The organism is Mycobacterium sp. JS623 (assembly GCF_000328565.1).
In the GTDB taxonomy this organism is placed as follows: Bacteria; Actinomycetota; Actinomycetes; order Mycobacteriales; family Mycobacteriaceae; genus Mycobacterium.
This window is the reverse complement of record NC_019966.1, coordinates 4,952,460-4,969,410: the sequence shown is the minus strand read 5'-3', so window position 1 is coordinate 4,969,410 and position 16,951 is coordinate 4,952,460. Positions and strand designations below refer to the sequence as shown.

The window sequence follows — 16,951 nt, the reverse complement described above, 5'->3', positions numbered from 1 at the left end:
GCTTTCCTTCACGCCAGCAGCTTAGGCAGACTCTTGGGATGCGTGGCATATGGAAGTGGGTTGGACTGGCCGGAGTCGCCGGCGTGGTGGCAGGCGGTGTGCTGGTCGCGCGCGACCAACGCAAGCGCAACTCCTACACACCCGAGGACATCCGGGCCCGGCTGCATCGACGGTTGGCCGAGGCCGGCGAGGCCACCAACTAGCAGGCCACAGCGTAGAGCCGGTGCGTGCCGGAGAATCCCTTCAATGCGACATCGCGACCATCGTCGAACGCGATGTCCTCATCGCTGACCGCATCGCGAACCACCTCGCTGACAAGAATCTCGCCGCCGTCCGCCTCCGCGGCCACCCGCGCCGCCATCGCGACGTTGCGGCCGAACAGATCGTCGCCGCGACGCACCGACTTGCCCATATGGATTCCCATTCGGACGCGAATGCCGTTGGGCCGCATGCGAAGTGAGCGCTGCACGTCGATGCTGCACCGCACCGCCTGTTCGGGCTGCGCGAATGCGATCATGAAGCCATCACCCTGACTCTTCACCACGTGCCCGGAGTGTTTCTTGACGTGCTTGCGGACCAGCTTGTCGTGGCTGCCGATCAGCCGGACCCACGCCCGGTCACCGATGCGCTCGTTGAGTGCCGTCGACTCCTCGATGTCGGAGAACACGATCGCGACCTTGCCGTTCAGGGCCAGCCGCGCCAGATCAGGTCGTTCGACCTCCGCCCAGTCGGCGAGATCCTCGATCGAGGACCGGACCGCCGCGCCCAGCCCGTCCTTGCGCAGGATGTTGGCGGTCTGCCAGACCTGCTTGACGGCCTCCCGGCCACCCGTGAGCAGCGTGTTTCTGGTGTCGAGTCGACGCCGCAACTCCTCGAGTTCGTCCTGCTGACGCCGGTAGAGCACCCAGCCGACGACGATCGCCACCGCCTCCAGCGCGGCGATCCCCGCAAGCACATAAGCCGCAATCTGCGCTCCGATCACCCGTCAAGTATTGGATGCTGAACCCGTGATGCCTCAGGCGCCCTACTACGAGAGCCGCTATATCCGCGCCAACCACCCCGAGCGCCCGCAAGCGCTCTGGTTGCGAGAGACGCTGCTGCTGCCCACCGCGGGCGAAGCGGTGGCCGATGTGTGGGTGATGATCTTCGACCCCGACGGGCAAGGCAATCGGGCGCTCAAGCAGCCGTACCCAATTGACGTCGCGGATTATCAGTACGACACCTGGACCGCGCGCATCGGCGCGACATCCATCGACGACCGGTCGGCAGAGGGTGTGGTGACGGGCGGAAACCGCTCGGCGCGATGGGATCTGCGGATCACCCCTGGGTCCGAGGACCCCGTCAAAATCCTCACCGAGCGCGCCTACAAGGCGCGCATCCCGACGGCGAAGACCACAGTGCGCCACCCGCTGGCGCAATTCGATGGGATCGTGGAGTTCGACGACACCAGGCTGGTGCTCGACGGCTGGACCGGCAGCGTCAACCACAACTGGGGCACTCGGCACACCCCGGCCTATGCGTTCGGTCAGGTGTGCGGCTTCGACGACGCGCCCGATTCGAGCCTGGAGATCGTGACGGCGCGGGCGGCGGTCGGACCGCTATTGACGCCAGCGGCAACGCTGTTTGTGTTCCGTCACGCGGGTCAGGAGTTCGCGGTTCGGTCGATCATGGGCAGCCTGCAGACGCACGGCACATACCGGCCGTTCGCCTGGGCGTTCGGCGGCCGCGTCGGGGATCAGATGATCGAAGGGGAGATCCTGTGTGAGCCCGCCGACGTCATCGGCCTGACTTACACCGACACCGACGGCGGCTCGAAGTACTGTTACAACTCGGCGATTGCGAACTGCCGAGTTCAGGTGGCGGGCAAGGCTTTCGAACGCAGAGAGCTGTTGGCTACGCACCGCGCGATGTTCGAGATCCTCACCGCCGAGCGGCACGCCGACGTGCCGTTGCTGGTCTAGGCGAATGCGTTGGTGACCGTCGCCATGTCGAAGTAGTCGCGCCACTTCGCGATCTTGCCGTCGACGACCTCGAAGACGCCCGTCACCGGGAGTGGTATCGCGCCGCCGCCCTTGCGACGCATCGTGTCGGTCCGCTCGTTCATCACCACGTTGCCGTCGCTGATCTGCCGATGCACCTGGAAATCGATTCCGTCGAATGCGGCGGTGAAGCCCGCGATGAACTGCTTGATCGCCTCGCGACCCTGCACCGGGTCCATCGGAATGTTGTGGTACACGGCGTCTTCGGTGAAGTACCCGGCCAGCTCATCCGGATCAGGCGAGGCCCACTTCTGGCAGAATTCGGTCACCACGTCGTCGGGGGAGAGTGTCATACCTCGATAGAACCCAGCGGCGCTGGGTAAATCAACCCCGCGTTGTCGACATGCGTGGCAGGGTCGAGCTCATGACCGGGCAGCCTGAGCTTCCGGATCTCGACGGTGTCGAGCATCGGTTCGTGGAGCTACCTGGGTTGCGCATGCATGTGGCCGAGGCCGGCAAGGGTGAGCCGCTGCTGTTGTTGCATGGGTTTCCGCAGCATTGGTGGGGGTGGTACAGGGTGCTGCCGGCGCTGGCGCAGCACTATCGGGTGATCGCTCCAGACCTGAGAGGCGCGGGATGGACCGACGCGCCTGCTTCCGGCTACTCGTCCGAGCAGTTGGTCGCCGACGTGGTCGCGCTGCTCGATGCGCTTGAACTCGACCGTGTGCGCCTGATGGCACACGACTGGGGCGCGCTGGTCGGCTTCCTGCTCTGCATGTATCACCCGGAGCGTGTGGAAAAGTATGTCTCACTGGCGATTCCGCACCCGTTCGTGAAGTTCAGCCCACGGCTGCTGGCGGCGGTGCCGCGGTTGTGGTTTCAGAACGCGATCGCGACACCGGGCCTAGGCCCCTACCTGTTGGCCAAGGGCAGTCAGCCGATGGCGCGATATCTGCTGGACCACTACACGTCCGATCGCAGCGCGTTCACGCCACGCGACCGCGAACTGTTCGTGGCGCCGTTCCGGGATCCCGCTAGGGCTCATGCGGGTTCAGCGTTGTATCGCCACTTCATCGTTCCGCTCGTTCCGCGGATCATGACCGGCCGATTTCGGGGCATGCGGTTGAGCACCCCGACGCTGATCCTGTACGGCAGTGAGGACCCGAACATGAACACCACGATCCTGGACGGCTATCAAGGGCACGCCGACGATCTGACCATCGAAGAAGTCTCTGGCGCCTCGCATTTCATCGCCGACGAGAAGCCTGTAGTCGTGATCGACAGGGCGCTGGAGTTCTTCAGTCGGGGCTCAGGAGCACTATGAGTTTTGCCCGGCTCTAAGCGACAAAGTCGGTGGCAGCGACATTGTCGCCCAGAGCCGGGCACTTCGGACACCCACCTAGGGAGCCGCGTCGCACGCCGGCTTCTTCAGCCCCAATCACCTTGGCGCTCGGCGCTCCCGAGCCCACGTCTTCAGTTGCCCGGCTCTAAGCGACAAAGTCGGTGGGAGCGACAATGTCGCTCAGAGCTGGGCGCTTCGGGTATCGCGTCTCAGACGCCCGTCGTCGACCCCGGCCGCACCATCATCGACACGGTGACCGCCACCCACAGCAGGTTGAAGATGCCCGTCGTCATGGCTAGCCGGGTGCCCGACTTACCCGCCAACACGGCGCGTTGATCCGGCAGGATGCTGACCATCGCGTAGCAGAGTGGGACCCACGCGCTAGAACCCTTCGGTCAGCACCCGATCCAGCGTGTCGACGTAGAAGTCCGCCGCCTCGACGTCAATGCACAACGGCGGCTTGGTCTTCAGGATGTTCATGTGGTCGCCGGTCGGTTGAATGATCACTCCGAGTTCGAGCATGCGGTCGCAGATCGCGGACGTCTCCTCCGCTGCGGGCTCCAAGGTCGATAAGTCGCGGACCATCTCGACGCCCAGGTACAGGCCGACCCCGTGCACGGTGCCGATGATCGGGTGCTTGTCCTGCAGGCCCTGCAATCTCGCCTTCAAATGCGCACCGACGCGTAAGGCGTTCTCCTGCAACCCTTCGTCGCGCAACACGTCGAGCACCGTCATCCCGATCGCACACGACAACGGACTGCCGCCCGTCGACGAGAAGAAGTATCCCTGCGACCGGAACCCGTCAGCGACAGCACGACTGGTGATCACCGCGCCTAGCGGATACCCGTTGCCCACCGACTTCGCAATCGACACGATGTCAGGCACCGCGTCCTGCTGCATGAAACCCCAGAACCATTCGCCCAGACGGCCATAACCGACCTGCACCTCGTCGGAGATCGCCAGCCCGCCCGCTGCCCGCACCGCCGCATACACCTGCTGCAGGTAACCGTCCGGCAACGCCATGCCACCGGCGTTCCCGTACACGCTTTCACAGATGAACCCCGCGGGTGGACGACCCTCGGCCACCAGCCGCTCGATCACCTCGACCGCATCGCCCGCATACCGGACGGCCTCGCGCCCCCGGTACTTGCCGCGGAAGCTGTTCGGCGACTCGACCGTATGCACCCAATCCGGCCGAGTGGCAAGCGCATTGGGGTTGTCCGCCATCGACGTCGACACCGCGTCCGTGCCGTACGTCCAGCCGTGATACGCCTCGCGGACCGCGACAACGTCCCGTCGCCCCGTCGCCGCCGTCGCCAGCCGGATCGCCAGATCGCTTGCCTCCGAGCCGGAGTTGACCAGGAAGACCGTGTCCAGCGGGTCAGGCAGCAGCCCCGCGAGGCGCTCGCTGAACTCGACCACGCTCGAGTAATTGAAGCGCGAGTTCGTGTTCAGTTTCCGCAACTGCCTGGCCGCTGTGTCCGCGATCCGCGGATGAGCATGGCCCAGCACCGTCACGTTGTTGACCATGTCCAGGTAGGTGCGGCCGGCCGTCGACATCAGGTAGTGCCGTCGGCCCCGCTCGATCTGCGGTGGGCGATGATAGTAAAACTCTTGCACCGGAGCAAAACTCGCGTCGCGCCGCGACAACAGATCGCCGCCTTCGGCAGCCTCTACAGCGGGTAGCCCCAGTAACGGCCGCGGGTCACGCGTCAACGCCAGCCAACCGGGTGCCACCTCGGCCCGCACGAACGGCGGCGCCGTCGGCACGCCGACCGGTCGCACCCCGACTTCCACCCATGTACCTGCGGGTGCCTCGCCAAGCTGGTCGCCCGCTCGCACGCCGCCCGACACCAACTCGACGCCGACTAGCGTCAGCTCGTATTCGGCGCCCCGCAAAACGGATCCCTCGACCGAACCGTCCCATGGCGCGACGAGCTGTGTCGCCGATGCCGCCCACAAGCTGATTCCGGTCGCGACCACGTCGGGACTCTCTTGGCTGAGCATGCGTGTCCGGCTCAGCCGCGCTTGGCCGCACTGGGTAACGACCAGCCGCGCGCCGTTTTGCACTGCTGCCGAGGCTAATTCGACTTCGACGCCGGGCTTCAGCGTGCCGTCGTCTGCGAAAGCGAAATCATACGCGTCGGACGTGGTGGACAAGTCGAGCGTCACCACCGTGGCAGGATCCACGTCGACGAGCGTGCCGGCCACAGGCGCCGATGCCACGGTGAAACCGAGGTCGGCCCTGATCGTCTCGGTCATCACGTCGAGAGGAACCGACGTCGCCTGTTCGAACATGCGCCATTCTCGGCCGGACTGATCGGTGAGATACGGGTTGTCAGGATCCAACACCGCCTGCTGTGCACCGCTGACGATGAGCACCGCGGTCCGCAACACCACTAGCGGCCACAACACCTCCACCTCGGCCGCGGTGAGTGGCCGGATGGCATGAAACGCGCGCACGGCGGGCAGGATCGAAATCGGTTCGCAACCAGGATGGCCCAGCACCGATGACGCGGTGATCGCGAGTTCGGACACGGCCCAGCTGTCGGTCAAGTCGCCGAAGTCGATGACCCCGTCGGGCCCGGCGGGCCCAGCCACCACGTTCGCGTCGGTGAGATCCAGGTGAACGGCCTGCCGCGGCAGTTCATCGGCAACCGCGCTGATCCGCGACCAGGCTTCCGTCGACGCCGCGTCCAGTCTCGCGCGGTGCAACGGGTCGGCTACGTACGAAATCAGTTCTGCTACAACGGCACTGCCGTAACGCAGATCCCACTGCAGAATCCGATCCAGGCCGGGATGGCTGAAAGTTTCGAGTGCTCGGCTCACCCGTGCGGCCACCTCGCCAAGCCCCGCGACGGCGGTCGGCGAAAGGTAACCTGACTCCAGCAATGTTCCGCCCGGCAGGAAGCGCAGCAGCCGCACATATGCGGTGCCATCCACCAATCCTTCGATGGCTGTGCACATTTGGCCCGCCTCGTTCGGCAGCGGAACCGCCATCCGCAGCGTCGGCTCGGCAGCTGCGATTCGGTCCGCCGCCAGATCCTGTGCTTCGATTTCGATGGCGTTGAAGGCCGGATTCGCGATCTTCAGGACCCCGACGATCTCGCCGTCGGACCTGCTGACAATGAAATTCTTGTCCTGGTTGCTGCCCAGCGACGTGGCGCGGGCCTGCAGGCCGTAATGCCTGGCGAGGATGTCCTCGGCCTGCTGCTCAGTTACCTGAGGCGCCGGAAGCTCTGGTGCCTCAAGGAAATTGAACCCGACGGTCACCGGCCGACAAACTGGACGACGGCTTCAGAGAACGCATCGTTGTCGTCGCCTGCTGCGGTGTGTCCGGCATCAGACAGTTCCACGAACTCGGCGCGCGGCACCTTCTCCAAAAAGTCCTTCACACCCTCGGGGCTGACCACATCCGACAGCTTGCCGCGAATGAGCAGGATCGGGATTGTCAGGTCCATCACGGCCTGCTCGAGCTTCTGCATCCGGACGAACCTGTCGTCGTCGGGTGCAGTCAGGAACGCCGGATCCCAGTGCCAATACCACCGGCCGTCACGAAGCCGCAGGTTTTTCTTCAGTCCCTCGGGACTGCGTGGCCTGGTCCGATACGGCAGGTATGACGCCACCGCGTCCGCGGCTTCTTCGAGCGTCTCGAATCCGTTCATGCCGCTCGCCATGAAATCGCGAATCCGGGCGCTGCCGTCCTTGTCGTAACGCGGCACCACGTCGACGAGCACCAGCTTCGTCACCGTGCTCGGTCCAGCCGCGTCGGCGACCAGCATGCCAGTCATTCCGCCCATGCTGGCCCCGATCAGCACCACCGGCCGCCCGATCTGCTCCAACACGGCCAGCGTGTCGGCGCACAGCGCATCGACGGTGTAGTTGGCGTCGGGGGAACGATCGCTGTCGCCGTGACCGCGGCTATCCAGCGCCACGACGTGAAAACCCTCGTCGGCCAGGATCTGGCCGGTGTTCTTCCAGGAAAACCGGTTCTGACCGCCGCCATGGAGCATCAACACGGACGGCCGCGCCGGATCCGACGTCTCCCCTGTAGCGGCGCCGGGGTTCCATTCGTCCGCGACCAGGACCAGCTCTTCGCTGCCGCGAAACTTGACGGTCTGCGGTTCGCTTCGTGTCGTGCTCATGGACGTCCTCTCGGCTGACCCCGGGCCCTGACGTTACCCAGGAGACAATTTGCATCGATCTTCGGCCCGGCCGGTCCACGGCGTCCCTAGACTTTGCGATCGTGCAGCCAGAATCCGGCAGTGACGACGACCGCGGCTGCATCATCGACGCGGCCTACCGTTGCCTGTCGGAGCCTCACTCCGGCCCGATCTCGGTCGCCGCAATCCTGCAGCGCGCCGGAGTGTCCACCCGGGCGTTCTACCGTCAGTTCCAATCGAAGGACGAGTTGTTCCTCGCGCTGCTGCGACAGGAGAGCGACGCGCTCGCCGACAAGCTCGATCGCATCGTCGACGAAGTGCCCGGCAACCCCGTCGACCAACTGAAGGCGTGGATCGGCGGAATGTTCAGCTGGATGCACGACGAAGAAATGCGAATGCACCTGACCGTGATCGACTCTGACGAGGTGCGCGCTGCCAAGGGTTATCGCGAGACCCGCGAACGCGCGCACGCCGACCGGGAACGCTCGCTGGTCGAGATCCTGCGGCGCGGCCGAGCCGACGGCTCCTTCCCGCGGGCCGATCCCGAGCATGACGCGGTCGCCATCAGCGCCGTCATCAGCCGCGAAATGGTCAACCAGTCACCGGGCGACCACGCGCGGCTGCAACGGTCGCTGGATTGGGTCCTGGAGTTCGCGCTGCGCGCGCTGGGTGCCGAGGGGACCGCCGATCGGCGATGAGTCGCGCGCACCTGGTCGGTCTACACAAAAAAGCCGACCTGAAGGAGTAGCGATGCCCTCGATCACCCCGTCCCTGTGGTTCGACAACAACCTCGAGGAAGCCGCCGCGTTCTACACGTCGATTTTCCCGAACTCGACGATCGAGCTGATCAACCGAAATACCGCCGCTGGCACACCCGGCGACGTGGTTTACGGCATCTTCGTCTTGGACGGCCAGCGGTTCCTCGCGATCAACGGCGGACCGCAGTTCCGCTTCACCGAGGCGGTTTCGTTCATGATCCATTGCAAGGACCAGGACGAGGTCGACTACTACTGGGATCGGCTGCTCGACGGCGGCGAGGAGTCGCAATGCGGCTGGCTCAAGGACCGGTTCGGGCTGAGCTGGCAGGTGGTGCCGGACCGGCTGCTCGAGCTTCAGCAGGATCCCGATCCAGCGCGCGCCGGGGCAGCGATGAAGGCCATGTTGGGGATGCGCAAGATCGTCATCGCCGAGCTGGAGGACGCCGTCGGTCCTAAGGCAGCGTCGTAAGGCGGCTCAGCCACCCGATCGGCGCATCGGTCTTCCAAAAAGACGCCGCGTACGCGGGCTGTGCAATGAAATTTCAGATAGCGGACGGCCACGGCGTGTGTTATCAGCGACGTGACCGGTAGATGGGCGGTAAAGGCGGCAGGCGTCCCCGCAAGGGGTACGTGTTGCCGGGCCAGAAATCGGTGATGTACGGTTCTGCGGCGTCGTCCCGTGCAACACTCACAACTTGCGCGCACGGGTTGTGCGACGGAGGGATCGCCAGCCGATGGCGGTGAGGAGAACGCAAGGGAGGGCCCGGTAATGGTCACCTCCAACCTCATTGCCAAGCCAGTACGCGGTTTCGGCGGCTTCTATGCAATGGCGCTCGACACGTTCGTGGCCATGTTCAGGCCGCCGTTCGCGTGGCGCGAATTCCTCTCGCAATCTTGGTTTGTCGCGCGGGTGTCGATCGTGCCGACGCTGATGCTCACGATTCCGTACACGGTGTTGCTGACGTTCACGTTCAACATCCTGCTGACCGAGTTCGGCGCCGCGGATTTCTCCGGCACCGGCGCGGCCCTCGGCACAGTTCGACAGATTGGTCCGATCGTCACGGTGTTGGTGGTGGCCGGCGCCGGGGCGACCGCAATGTGCGCCGACCTCGGCGCACGCACGATCCGAGAAGAACTCGACGCCCTTCGTGTGATGGGCGTCAATCCCATTCAGGCCCTTGTTGTTCCGCGCGTGCTTGCCGCGACTCTGGTGTCGCTGGCTCTGGCGGCGACGGTGATCCTCGTCGGTCTCGCGGGCGCCTACTTGTTCTGCGTTTACATCCAACACGTGTCGCCTGGTGCCTTCGCAGCCGGCCTGACGCTGCTCATCGGCGCCACCGACGTTACGATCGCGCTGCTGAAAGCTGCGCTGTTCGGGCTCTCCGCCGGAATGATCGCCTGCTACAAGGGCATTTCCGTCGGCGGCGGTCCCGCCGGTGTCGGAAACGCGGTCAACGAAACCGTGGTGTTCACCTTTATGGCGTTGTTCGCGATCAATGTGGTAGCGACCGCCGTCGCCGTGAAGGTGACGATGTGACGATCTCTCGGCCCCATTCGCAGTTCCCATGGCTGAAGGCCCGGTTCAACTCAATGGCCGAGCCATGGAACCGGGTCGGCAGGCAGACGAAGTTCTACGGCAACACGCTGCGCTCGATCGCCATCGCGGTCACCTCCTACCGGGTGGAATTGATCCGGCAGATCGCCGCGATGGGCCTCGGCGCCGGCGCGCTCATCATCATCGGCGGAACCGTCGCGATCGTCGGCTTCTTGACCGTGACCACCGGCGCGCTCGTGGCCGTGCAGGGCTACACCGACTTCTCCGAGATCGGTGTCGAAGCATTGACGGGATTCGCTTCGGCGTTCTTCAACGTCCGCCTGATCGCACCGGCGACCACCGCGGTCGCGCTGTCGGCGACCATCGGTGCCGGTGCCACAGCGCAACTCGGCGCCATGCGCATCAATGAGGAAATCGACGCACTCGAAGTGATGGGCATCCGCTCGGTCGCCTACCTCGCGTCCACCCGGGTGCTCGCCGGCCTTCTCGTGGTCATCCCGCTGTATTGCGTTGGCGTGATTGCGGCATTCTGGGCGGCGAAGTTCGGCACCACCGTTCTCTACGGTCAGTCGACCGGCGTCTACGATCACTACTTCCGAACGTTTTTGAACCCGACCGACCTGATGTGGTCCTTCCTCCAGTGCATCGTGCTGGCGATCGTCATCATGCTCGTGCACACGTATTACGGATACACCGCGCGCGGCGGCCCAGCTGGCGTCGGTGAGGCGGTTGGCCGTGCGGTGCGCACCTCGCTGATCGTCGCCGCTTTTGTCCTCGTGATGATGTCGCTGGCCGTCTACGGCCAGTCCGGAAACTTCAACCTGGCCGGATAGCAGATGGACAGCGACGAACACGGCCTTCACCCGGGGTGGTACACGCTCATCCTCGTGGTGGTCTTCGCCGTCTTGATCTGGCTGAGCTACGCGCTCTTCGCGGGAACGCTGCGCGGCAAGGTTCCGGTCACGCTGACGTCCGACCGGGCAGGCCTGGTGATGGAGACCAACGCCAAGGTCAAGATGCGCGGGGTTCAGGTCGGGCGGGTGGCTGCGATCCGCGGCGGTAGCGAACCTGTGGTGCTGAAGCTCGAAATCGACCCCGACCAGATCAAGTTCATCCCGGCCAACGTCGAAGCCCAGATTCGCGCGACGACCGTGTTCGGCGCGAAGTTCGTCGACCTGGTGTATCCCGACGACCCAAGCCCGCAGCGACTGGCGGAGAATCAGGTGCTGAAGTCGCGCAACGTCAGCACCGAAGTCAACACGGTGTTCCAGAACGTGGTGGCGGTGCTGAATCAGATCGACACCGCCAAGCTCAACGCCACTCTGTCCGCACTCGCAGAAGGTGTTCGCGGACAAGGGGAACGGATAGGGCAGGCCACCACAGACGCCAACCAAGTACTGCTGCAACTGAATCCGCGCAATGAGATGATCCGCGCCGACTGGCAAGCGCTCAAGGGCTTCAACGACGCATACAGCGGTGCGGCGCAAGACATTCTGACCGTGTTGAACGCGGCAAGTACCACCAGTCAGACCGTCACCAGCCACACCAAGCAGCTGGATGCGTTGCTGCTGGCCACGATTGGGCTGTCCAACAGCGGGATCAACCTGTTGGCGCCGAATCAGGCCAACCTGATCAAGGCCATCAATGTGCTCGAGCCAACGACGGACCTGTTGTACAAGTACAACCCGGAGTACACCTGCCTGTTGATGGGCGCGAAAACCATTCTGGATACCGGCGGTTATCAGTCGGCGGGCGGAAACGGTCGAACCCTCGTGCTCGATACGTCGCTGGCGCTCGGAGACGACCCGTACCACTATCCGGACAACCTGCCGGTGATTGGCGCCAGAGGCGGACCCGGCGGCAAGCCGGGGTGCGGTTCGCTGCCAGATGTCGCAAAGAACTGGCCGGTGCGCAATCTCGTCACCAACACCGGATTCGGCACCGGCATGGACTGGCGGCCGAACCCGGGCATCGGCTTCCCGGCATGGGCGAACTATCTCCCGGTCACCCGCGCGGTGCCCGAACCGCCGAGCATCCGCAATCTGTTCGGCGGACCTGCGCCTGGACCGATCCCGTATCCGGGTGCCCCGGCCTACGGTGCACCGATGTATGCGCCGGATGGCACCCCGCTGTGGCCCGGCCTTCCCCCTGCGCCGCCGCCGATGGCGCCGCGGGATCCAGGTCGCACGCCGGGTTCGGAACCGTTCGTCGTACAGGAACCCGCACAGATGCAACCGACTCCGTTGCCGCCCGTTCCGCTTCCGGAATTCGCGGCCCCGTCGCCCTAACCGTCCCGTTCCTGCGCCACGAAAGGTAAACCAGTCATGAAAGAGAACCTGCGAGCCACCGTGGTGCGCCTCGCTGTCTTTCTGACTGTGTGCGTGCTCGGCGTGTTTGGGTTGTATGCGGTTTTTGGGGAGCTGCGGTTCGGCGAGAAGACCCACACCTACCGGGCCGCCTTCACCAATGTGACCGGCCTGAAGACCAACGATTTCGTCCGCATCGCGGGCGTCGAGGTCGGTCAGGTGAAAAAGGTTGCCATTCAACCCGATACGACGGCCTTGGTCGAGTTCACCGCCGACGATTCGGTGGTGCTGACCGAGGGCAGCAGAGTCGTCATCCGATATAAGGACCTGATCGGCGGCCGCTACCTGGCACTGGAAGAGGGTGCCGGCAGCACCAAGAAGCTCAACCCCGGCGACACCATTCCGCTCGCCCGCACCTCACCGGCGTTGGACCTGGACGCGCTGATCGGTGGCTTCCGGCCGCTGTTCCGGGCGTTGGATCCCGATCAGGTGAATGCGTTGTCCGGCCAGCTGATTTCAGCACTTCAGGGTCAGGGCGGGACGATCAACTCGTTCCTGTCGCAGACCGCCGCGCTGACGAGCACACTGGCCGACCGTGATCAGCTGATCGGGCAGGTGATCGTCAACCTCAACACCGTGCTTGGCTCGCTCGGCGACCAGAGCGGCCAATTCGCCAAGGCAGTCGATGCGCTGTCTGGACTGGTGGAGGGTCTCGCGTCGCGCAAACAGGACATCAGCAACGGCCTCGCGTACTCGAATGCGGCCGCCGCAAGCATCACCGATCTGTTGTCACAGGCCCGTCCGCCGTTCGCGAAGACGATTCACGAAACCGACCGCGCCGCCGGGATCGTCGTCGCCGACCACGATTACTTCGACAACCTGCTCAACACCCTGCCGGATGCTTACCAAGCGCTTGCGCGGCAAGGCATTTACGGTGATTTCTTCAGCTTCTATCTGTGCGACATCGTGCTGAAGCTCAACGGCAAGGGAGGCCAGCCGGTCTACGTGAAGGTCGCGGGCCAGAGCACCGGGAGGTGCGCGCCGCGATGAAGCCATTCTCTGAACGCAACCAGTTCATCATCGGTGCCATCGGCATCAGTATCACCGTCGCGATCATTTTGGGTGCGATCAACTACGACAAGCTTCCGTTCCTCAGCCAGGCCAAGGAGTATTCGGCCTACTTTGCCGAGGCCGGCGGGCTGGTGGACGGTGCCGCCGTTCAGGTTTCGGGTTTCCAGGTGGGCAAGGTCGAATCCATCGAACTCGACGGGCCCAGGGTGTTGATCAAGTTCACCGTCGACAAGAACATCCGGCTCGGTGACCGCACCGAGGCGGCGATCAAGACAAAGGGTCTGCTCGGCACGAAGATCCTCGAAGTCACGTCGCGCGGTGACGGTCGACAGGGCGGCACGATCCCCCTCGACCGCACCACGTCGCCGTATCAATTGCCCGACGCGCTCGGCGAATTGGCCACCACGATCAGCGGGCTGAACACCAATCAGCTGTCGGACTCGCTGCGAGTCCTCTCGGAGACATTTGCCGACACCCCGCCGCAGTTGAAGATCGCGATCGAAGGCGTGTCACGGTTTTCGCAAACGCTCAACGAACGCGACGCGCAACTCCGTGGCCTGTTGACCAACGCCGACAAGGCCACGACAGTGCTTGCCGAGCGCAGCAACCAGGTGGTCAGCCTGATCGGTAACACCAACGCATTGCTGGCCGAGCTCCAAACGCAAAGCGCCGCAGTGGATCAGATCTCCGGGAACATCTCGGCGTTGTCTCAGCAGCTGCACGGCTTCATCGGTGAGAACAAGGCTACGATGAAGCCCGCGCTCGACAAGCTCAACGGCGTGTTGACGATGTTGGACAACCGTAAGGAACGGTTGCAGAAGTCTCTGCACCTGCTCACCGAATACTCGATGTCGCTCGGAGAATCGGTGGCGTCCGGCCCTTTCTTTAAGACCTACGTCGCCAACCTGCTGCCGGGCCAGTTCCTGCAGCCGTTCATCGATGCCGCGTTCTCCGACCTCGGTCTTGACCCCAACGTGAAGCTGCCGTCGGAACTGTCCGACCCACAGGTCGGCCAGCCGGGAACACCCGCGCTGCCCGTGCCGTTCCCGCGCACGGGCCAGGGTGGTGAGCCGCGCTTGACGATCCCCGACGCGATCACCGGCAACCCCGGCGATCAGGGCTGCGGGCCGCCCGGCATACCGCTGCCCGGCCCGACCGGCTGCTACCCGTATCGCGAGCCCATACCGCCGGGGCCGCCCGGTGGACCGCCGCCGGGACCGCCCGCGCTGCCGCCGCCGGGGCTGGACTCGACGGCCATTCCGACCCCGAGCCCCGTCATGGTGCCCGCGCCCGGGGAGGCGGGACAATGAGCCACGTTCGCAGAAGCTGGGTCGCCGTCGGCCTCGTCGTGCTGCTAGTGGCCGGCGTGGTCGTACTGTTGCGGACCAGTGACACCATCAACCGCACGAATGTCGTTGCGTACTTTGAGAACAGCAACGGCATCTACGTCGGCGACGACGTCCGTATCCTCGGGGTGAACGTTGGCAAGATCACCGAGATCCAGCCGCAACCCGAGCGGGTGAAGGTCTCGTTCTATTACGACAGCAAGTACAAGGTGCCTGCCGAAGTGAAGGCCGCGATTCTGTCGCCGACGCTGGTGACCGCGCGAGCCATTCAGCTCACCCCGGTTTATACGACCGGGCCGGTGCTCAAGGACAACGCGGTCATCCCGCGGGAGCGCACCGCGGTTCCGGTCGAATGGGATCAGGTTCGCGCGCAGTTGGAGAAACTGGCCAGCTCGCTACAGCCGACCGAGCCAGGCGGCGTCGCCCCGCTGGGATCGTTCATCAACACCACGGCCGACAACCTGCGCGGCCAGGGTGCCAACATCCGCGACACCGTCATCAAACTGTCGCAAGCGTTTTCGGCGCTCGGTGATCACAGCACCGATATCTTCTCGACTATCAAGAATCTGGCGATTCTGGTGTCGGCGCTTCAGGACAGCACCAACCTGATGCGCCAGCTCAACCAGAACCTGGCGTCGGTGACCGGCCTGCTCGCCGATGACCCGAACGAGGTCGCCAACGCGGTAAAGGATCTGAACGCCGTCGTGCCAGAGGTTCAGCAGTTCGTCGCCGACAACCGCGAAGCCCTTGGCACCACCTCGGACAAGCTGGCCGGTGTGACGCAGGCGTTGAACGACAGCCTCACCGACGTCAAGCAGTTCCTGCACGTGGCGCCCAACACGTTGCAGAACTACGTGAACATCTGGCAACCCGCGCAGGGCGCGGTGAGCAGTGTGCCGATGCTCAACAACTTCGCCAATCCGATTTCCTTCCTGTGCGGCGCTATTCAGGCGGCCTCACGCCTGGGCGCCGAGCAGTCGGCGAAGCTGTGCGTGCAGTATCTGGCGCCGATCATGAAGAACCGCCAATACAACTTCCTGCCTGTCGCGCAGAACGTCTTCGTCGGTGCCAGCACGCGGCCGAACGAGTTGACCTACAGCGAGGATTGGATGCGCCCGGATTACATTCCGCCGCAACCGCCCCCAGGTGCGGCGCCGCCGCAGGGAGATGCCGCGCCACCGCCCCCGCCCGGACCTCCGCTGCCAGCAGAGGCGGCTGTCGCCACCAACCCTGCTGACGGCCTGACTGGGATGATGGTGCCGCCGGGAGCCGGATCATGATGCGGGCCAAGTGGATACGCGTTGCCGGGGCCATGGGCGTCATCGCCGTCACATTGGCGGGCTGCAGCAACTGGCGAGGGCTGAACTCGGTTCCGCTGCCGGGCGTGGAGGGCGTGGGTCCTGGCGCGTTCACTATTCAGGCGCAAATGCCCGACGTCGACAACGTCGAGCAGAACTCACGCGTCCGCGTCGGCGACGTGAACGTCGGCACGGTCACCAAGATCGAGCGCCAAGGCTGGCACGCGCTGGTCACGATGCAGCTCAACCGCGACGTCGAGCTGCCTGCCAATGCGACGGCCACTCTCGGCCAGACCAGCCTGCTGGGCTCACTGCACATCGAGCTGGCGCCGCCGAAAGATGCGCCACCGCAAGGCAAGCTGCACGAGGGCTCACTGATCCCGCTGGCCTCGTCGGGTAAGTATCCGAGCACCGAGCAGACGTTGTCGGCGATCGCTTTGCTGCTCAACGGCGGTGGCATCGGCAACATTCAAGACATCACCGACGCATTGAGCATCGCCTTCACCGGGCGTGAGGACGATCTGCGCAGCCTGATCGAGCAGCTCGACAAGGCCATTGGTTACCTCGACGACCAAAAAGACGACATCATCGCGGCCACCGACAGCCTGAACAACCTGGTTGGTCAATTCGCGGCGCAGAAACCCGTGGTGGACAAGGCATTAAAGACCATCCCCGACGCGCTGGCGGTGCTCAAGGATCAGCGCAACAACCTCTCGGATGCACTCGCGCAACTGGGCAAGTTCAGCGCGCTGGCCGCCGACTCGGTCAACCAGACCAAGGACGCACTGGTCCAAGAGCTCAAAGACCTTGGCCCAGTGGCGCAATCACTGGCCGACGCCGGCCCGGCTCTGACCCGTGCGCTGAGCTTCCTGCCCACCTTCCCGTTCCCCAAGGAGACGCTGACCAACTGGATGCGCGGCGACTACGCCAACCTCACGTTGATCCTCGACCTCACACTGAGCCGGATCGATCAGGGAATCTTCACCGGGTCTCGGTGGGAATGCGATCTGACCTGGCTGGAGCTGCAGTGGGGTCGCACCATCGGCCAGTTCCCGAGTCCGTGCAACGCGGGCGGCCCGGGCACTGCCGGTAACCCGTTGGTCGCTCCGTACCGCCTGGATCAGGGGCCGTGA

General features: G+C 64.5%; 17 protein-coding genes. 12 read left to right on the top strand and 5 right to left on the bottom strand.

Going from position 1 to position 16,951, the window contains the following annotated elements:
- Positions 1–38: 38 nt before the first annotated feature.
- Positions 39–203: a hypothetical protein gene (locus MYCSM_RS36770; protein ID WP_015308807.1), complete on the top strand. Its 165-nt coding sequence runs from the start codon at positions 39–41 to the stop codon at positions 201–203.
- On the opposite strand, the gene MYCSM_RS24210 is transcribed toward MYCSM_RS36770, so the two are convergent.
- Positions 200–982 carry an adenylate/guanylate cyclase domain-containing protein gene (locus MYCSM_RS24210; RefSeq protein ID WP_015308806.1) on the bottom strand — a complete coding sequence of 261 codons (783 nt, stop codon included), beginning with the start codon at positions 980–982 and terminating at the stop codon, positions 200–202. The genes MYCSM_RS36770 and MYCSM_RS24210 overlap by 4 nt on opposite strands.
- A gap of 28 nt (positions 983–1,010) precedes the next feature.
- Here MYCSM_RS24210 and MYCSM_RS24205 point away from each other — a divergent pair, with 28 nt between their 5' ends.
- A complete protein-coding gene (locus tag MYCSM_RS24205; RefSeq protein ID WP_015308805.1) occupies positions 1,011–1,961 on the top strand; it encodes a hypothetical protein in 951 nt (316 codons plus the stop codon).
- Here the strand turns inward: MYCSM_RS24205 and MYCSM_RS24200 are convergent.
- Entirely contained in the window at positions 1,958–2,332 is a 375-nt protein-coding gene (locus MYCSM_RS24200) for a nuclear transport factor 2 family protein (protein WP_015308804.1), read from the bottom strand. The genes MYCSM_RS24205 and MYCSM_RS24200 overlap by 4 nt on opposite strands.
- A gap of 71 nt (positions 2,333–2,403) precedes the next feature.
- On the opposite strand from MYCSM_RS24200, the gene MYCSM_RS24195 reads away from it, so the two are divergent.
- Positions 2,404–3,303, top strand: coding sequence for an alpha/beta fold hydrolase (locus tag MYCSM_RS24195; RefSeq protein WP_015308803.1), 900 nt, complete (start codon positions 2,404–2,406; stop codon positions 3,301–3,303).
- Between the two features lie 227 nt (positions 3,304–3,530).
- Here the strand turns inward: MYCSM_RS24195 and MYCSM_RS37345 are convergent, their stop codons facing one another.
- From MYCSM_RS37345 to MYCSM_RS24185, 3 genes are read right to left on the bottom strand one after another with little or no spacing between them, the layout of a single operon-like run.
- Positions 3,531–3,677 carry a hypothetical protein gene (locus tag MYCSM_RS37345; RefSeq protein WP_157681388.1) on the bottom strand — a complete coding sequence of 49 codons (147 nt, stop codon included), beginning with the start codon at positions 3,675–3,677 and terminating at the stop codon, positions 3,531–3,533.
- A gap of 25 nt (positions 3,678–3,702) precedes the next feature.
- Positions 3,703–6,594, bottom strand: coding sequence for an aminotransferase (locus MYCSM_RS24190; RefSeq protein WP_015308802.1), 2,892 nt, complete (start codon positions 6,592–6,594; stop codon positions 3,703–3,705).
- The gene (locus tag MYCSM_RS24185) at positions 6,591–7,466 is read right to left on the bottom strand and encodes an alpha/beta fold hydrolase (protein ID WP_015308801.1); all 876 of its coding nucleotides are present in this window, start codon (positions 7,464–7,466) and stop codon (positions 6,591–6,593) included. Before MYCSM_RS24185 ends, MYCSM_RS24190 begins: the two co-directional genes overlap by 4 nt.
- Before the next feature lie 101 nt (positions 7,467–7,567).
- Between MYCSM_RS24185 and MYCSM_RS24180 the strand changes: the two genes are divergently transcribed.
- The 9 genes from MYCSM_RS24180 to MYCSM_RS24140 all read left to right on the top strand — a co-directional run bounded on the left by MYCSM_RS24180 (position 7,568) and on the right by MYCSM_RS24140 (position 16,951).
- A complete protein-coding gene (locus MYCSM_RS24180; RefSeq protein WP_015308800.1) occupies positions 7,568–8,182 on the top strand; it encodes a TetR/AcrR family transcriptional regulator in 615 nt (204 codons plus the stop codon).
- Between the two features lie 52 nt (positions 8,183–8,234).
- Positions 8,235–8,711, top strand: a complete 477-nt coding sequence (locus tag MYCSM_RS24175) for a VOC family protein (protein ID WP_015308799.1) — start codon at positions 8,235–8,237, stop codon at positions 8,709–8,711.
- A 300-nt stretch (positions 8,712–9,011) separates the two neighbouring features.
- The gene (locus MYCSM_RS24170) at positions 9,012–9,779 is read left to right on the top strand and encodes an MlaE family ABC transporter permease (RefSeq protein ID WP_015308798.1); all 768 of its coding nucleotides are present in this window, start codon (positions 9,012–9,014) and stop codon (positions 9,777–9,779) included.
- Positions 9,776–10,630, top strand: a complete 855-nt coding sequence (locus MYCSM_RS24165; RefSeq protein ID WP_015308797.1) for an ABC transporter permease — start codon at positions 9,776–9,778, stop codon at positions 10,628–10,630. The genes MYCSM_RS24170 and MYCSM_RS24165 overlap by 4 nt, the downstream gene beginning before the upstream one ends.
- Positions 10,631–10,633: 3 nt before the next feature.
- Positions 10,634–12,085, top strand: coding sequence for an MCE family protein (locus tag MYCSM_RS24160; protein WP_015308796.1), 1,452 nt, complete (start codon positions 10,634–10,636; stop codon positions 12,083–12,085).
- 36 nt (positions 12,086–12,121) lie between these two features.
- A complete protein-coding gene (locus MYCSM_RS24155) occupies positions 12,122–13,153 on the top strand; it encodes a virulence factor Mce family protein (RefSeq protein WP_015308795.1) in 1,032 nt (343 codons plus the stop codon).
- The gene (locus MYCSM_RS24150) at positions 13,150–14,484 is read left to right on the top strand and encodes an MCE family protein (protein WP_015308794.1); all 1,335 of its coding nucleotides are present in this window, start codon (positions 13,150–13,152) and stop codon (positions 14,482–14,484) included. Before MYCSM_RS24155 ends, MYCSM_RS24150 begins: the two co-directional genes overlap by 4 nt.
- Complete coding sequence (locus tag MYCSM_RS24145) at positions 14,481–15,800, top strand: MCE family protein (protein WP_015308793.1); 1,320 nt, start codon at positions 14,481–14,483, stop codon at positions 15,798–15,800. Before MYCSM_RS24150 ends, MYCSM_RS24145 begins: the two co-directional genes overlap by 4 nt.
- Positions 15,797–16,951: a virulence factor Mce family protein gene (locus MYCSM_RS24140; RefSeq protein WP_015308792.1), complete on the top strand. Its 1,155-nt coding sequence runs from the start codon at positions 15,797–15,799 to the stop codon at positions 16,949–16,951. Before MYCSM_RS24145 ends, MYCSM_RS24140 begins: the two co-directional genes overlap by 4 nt.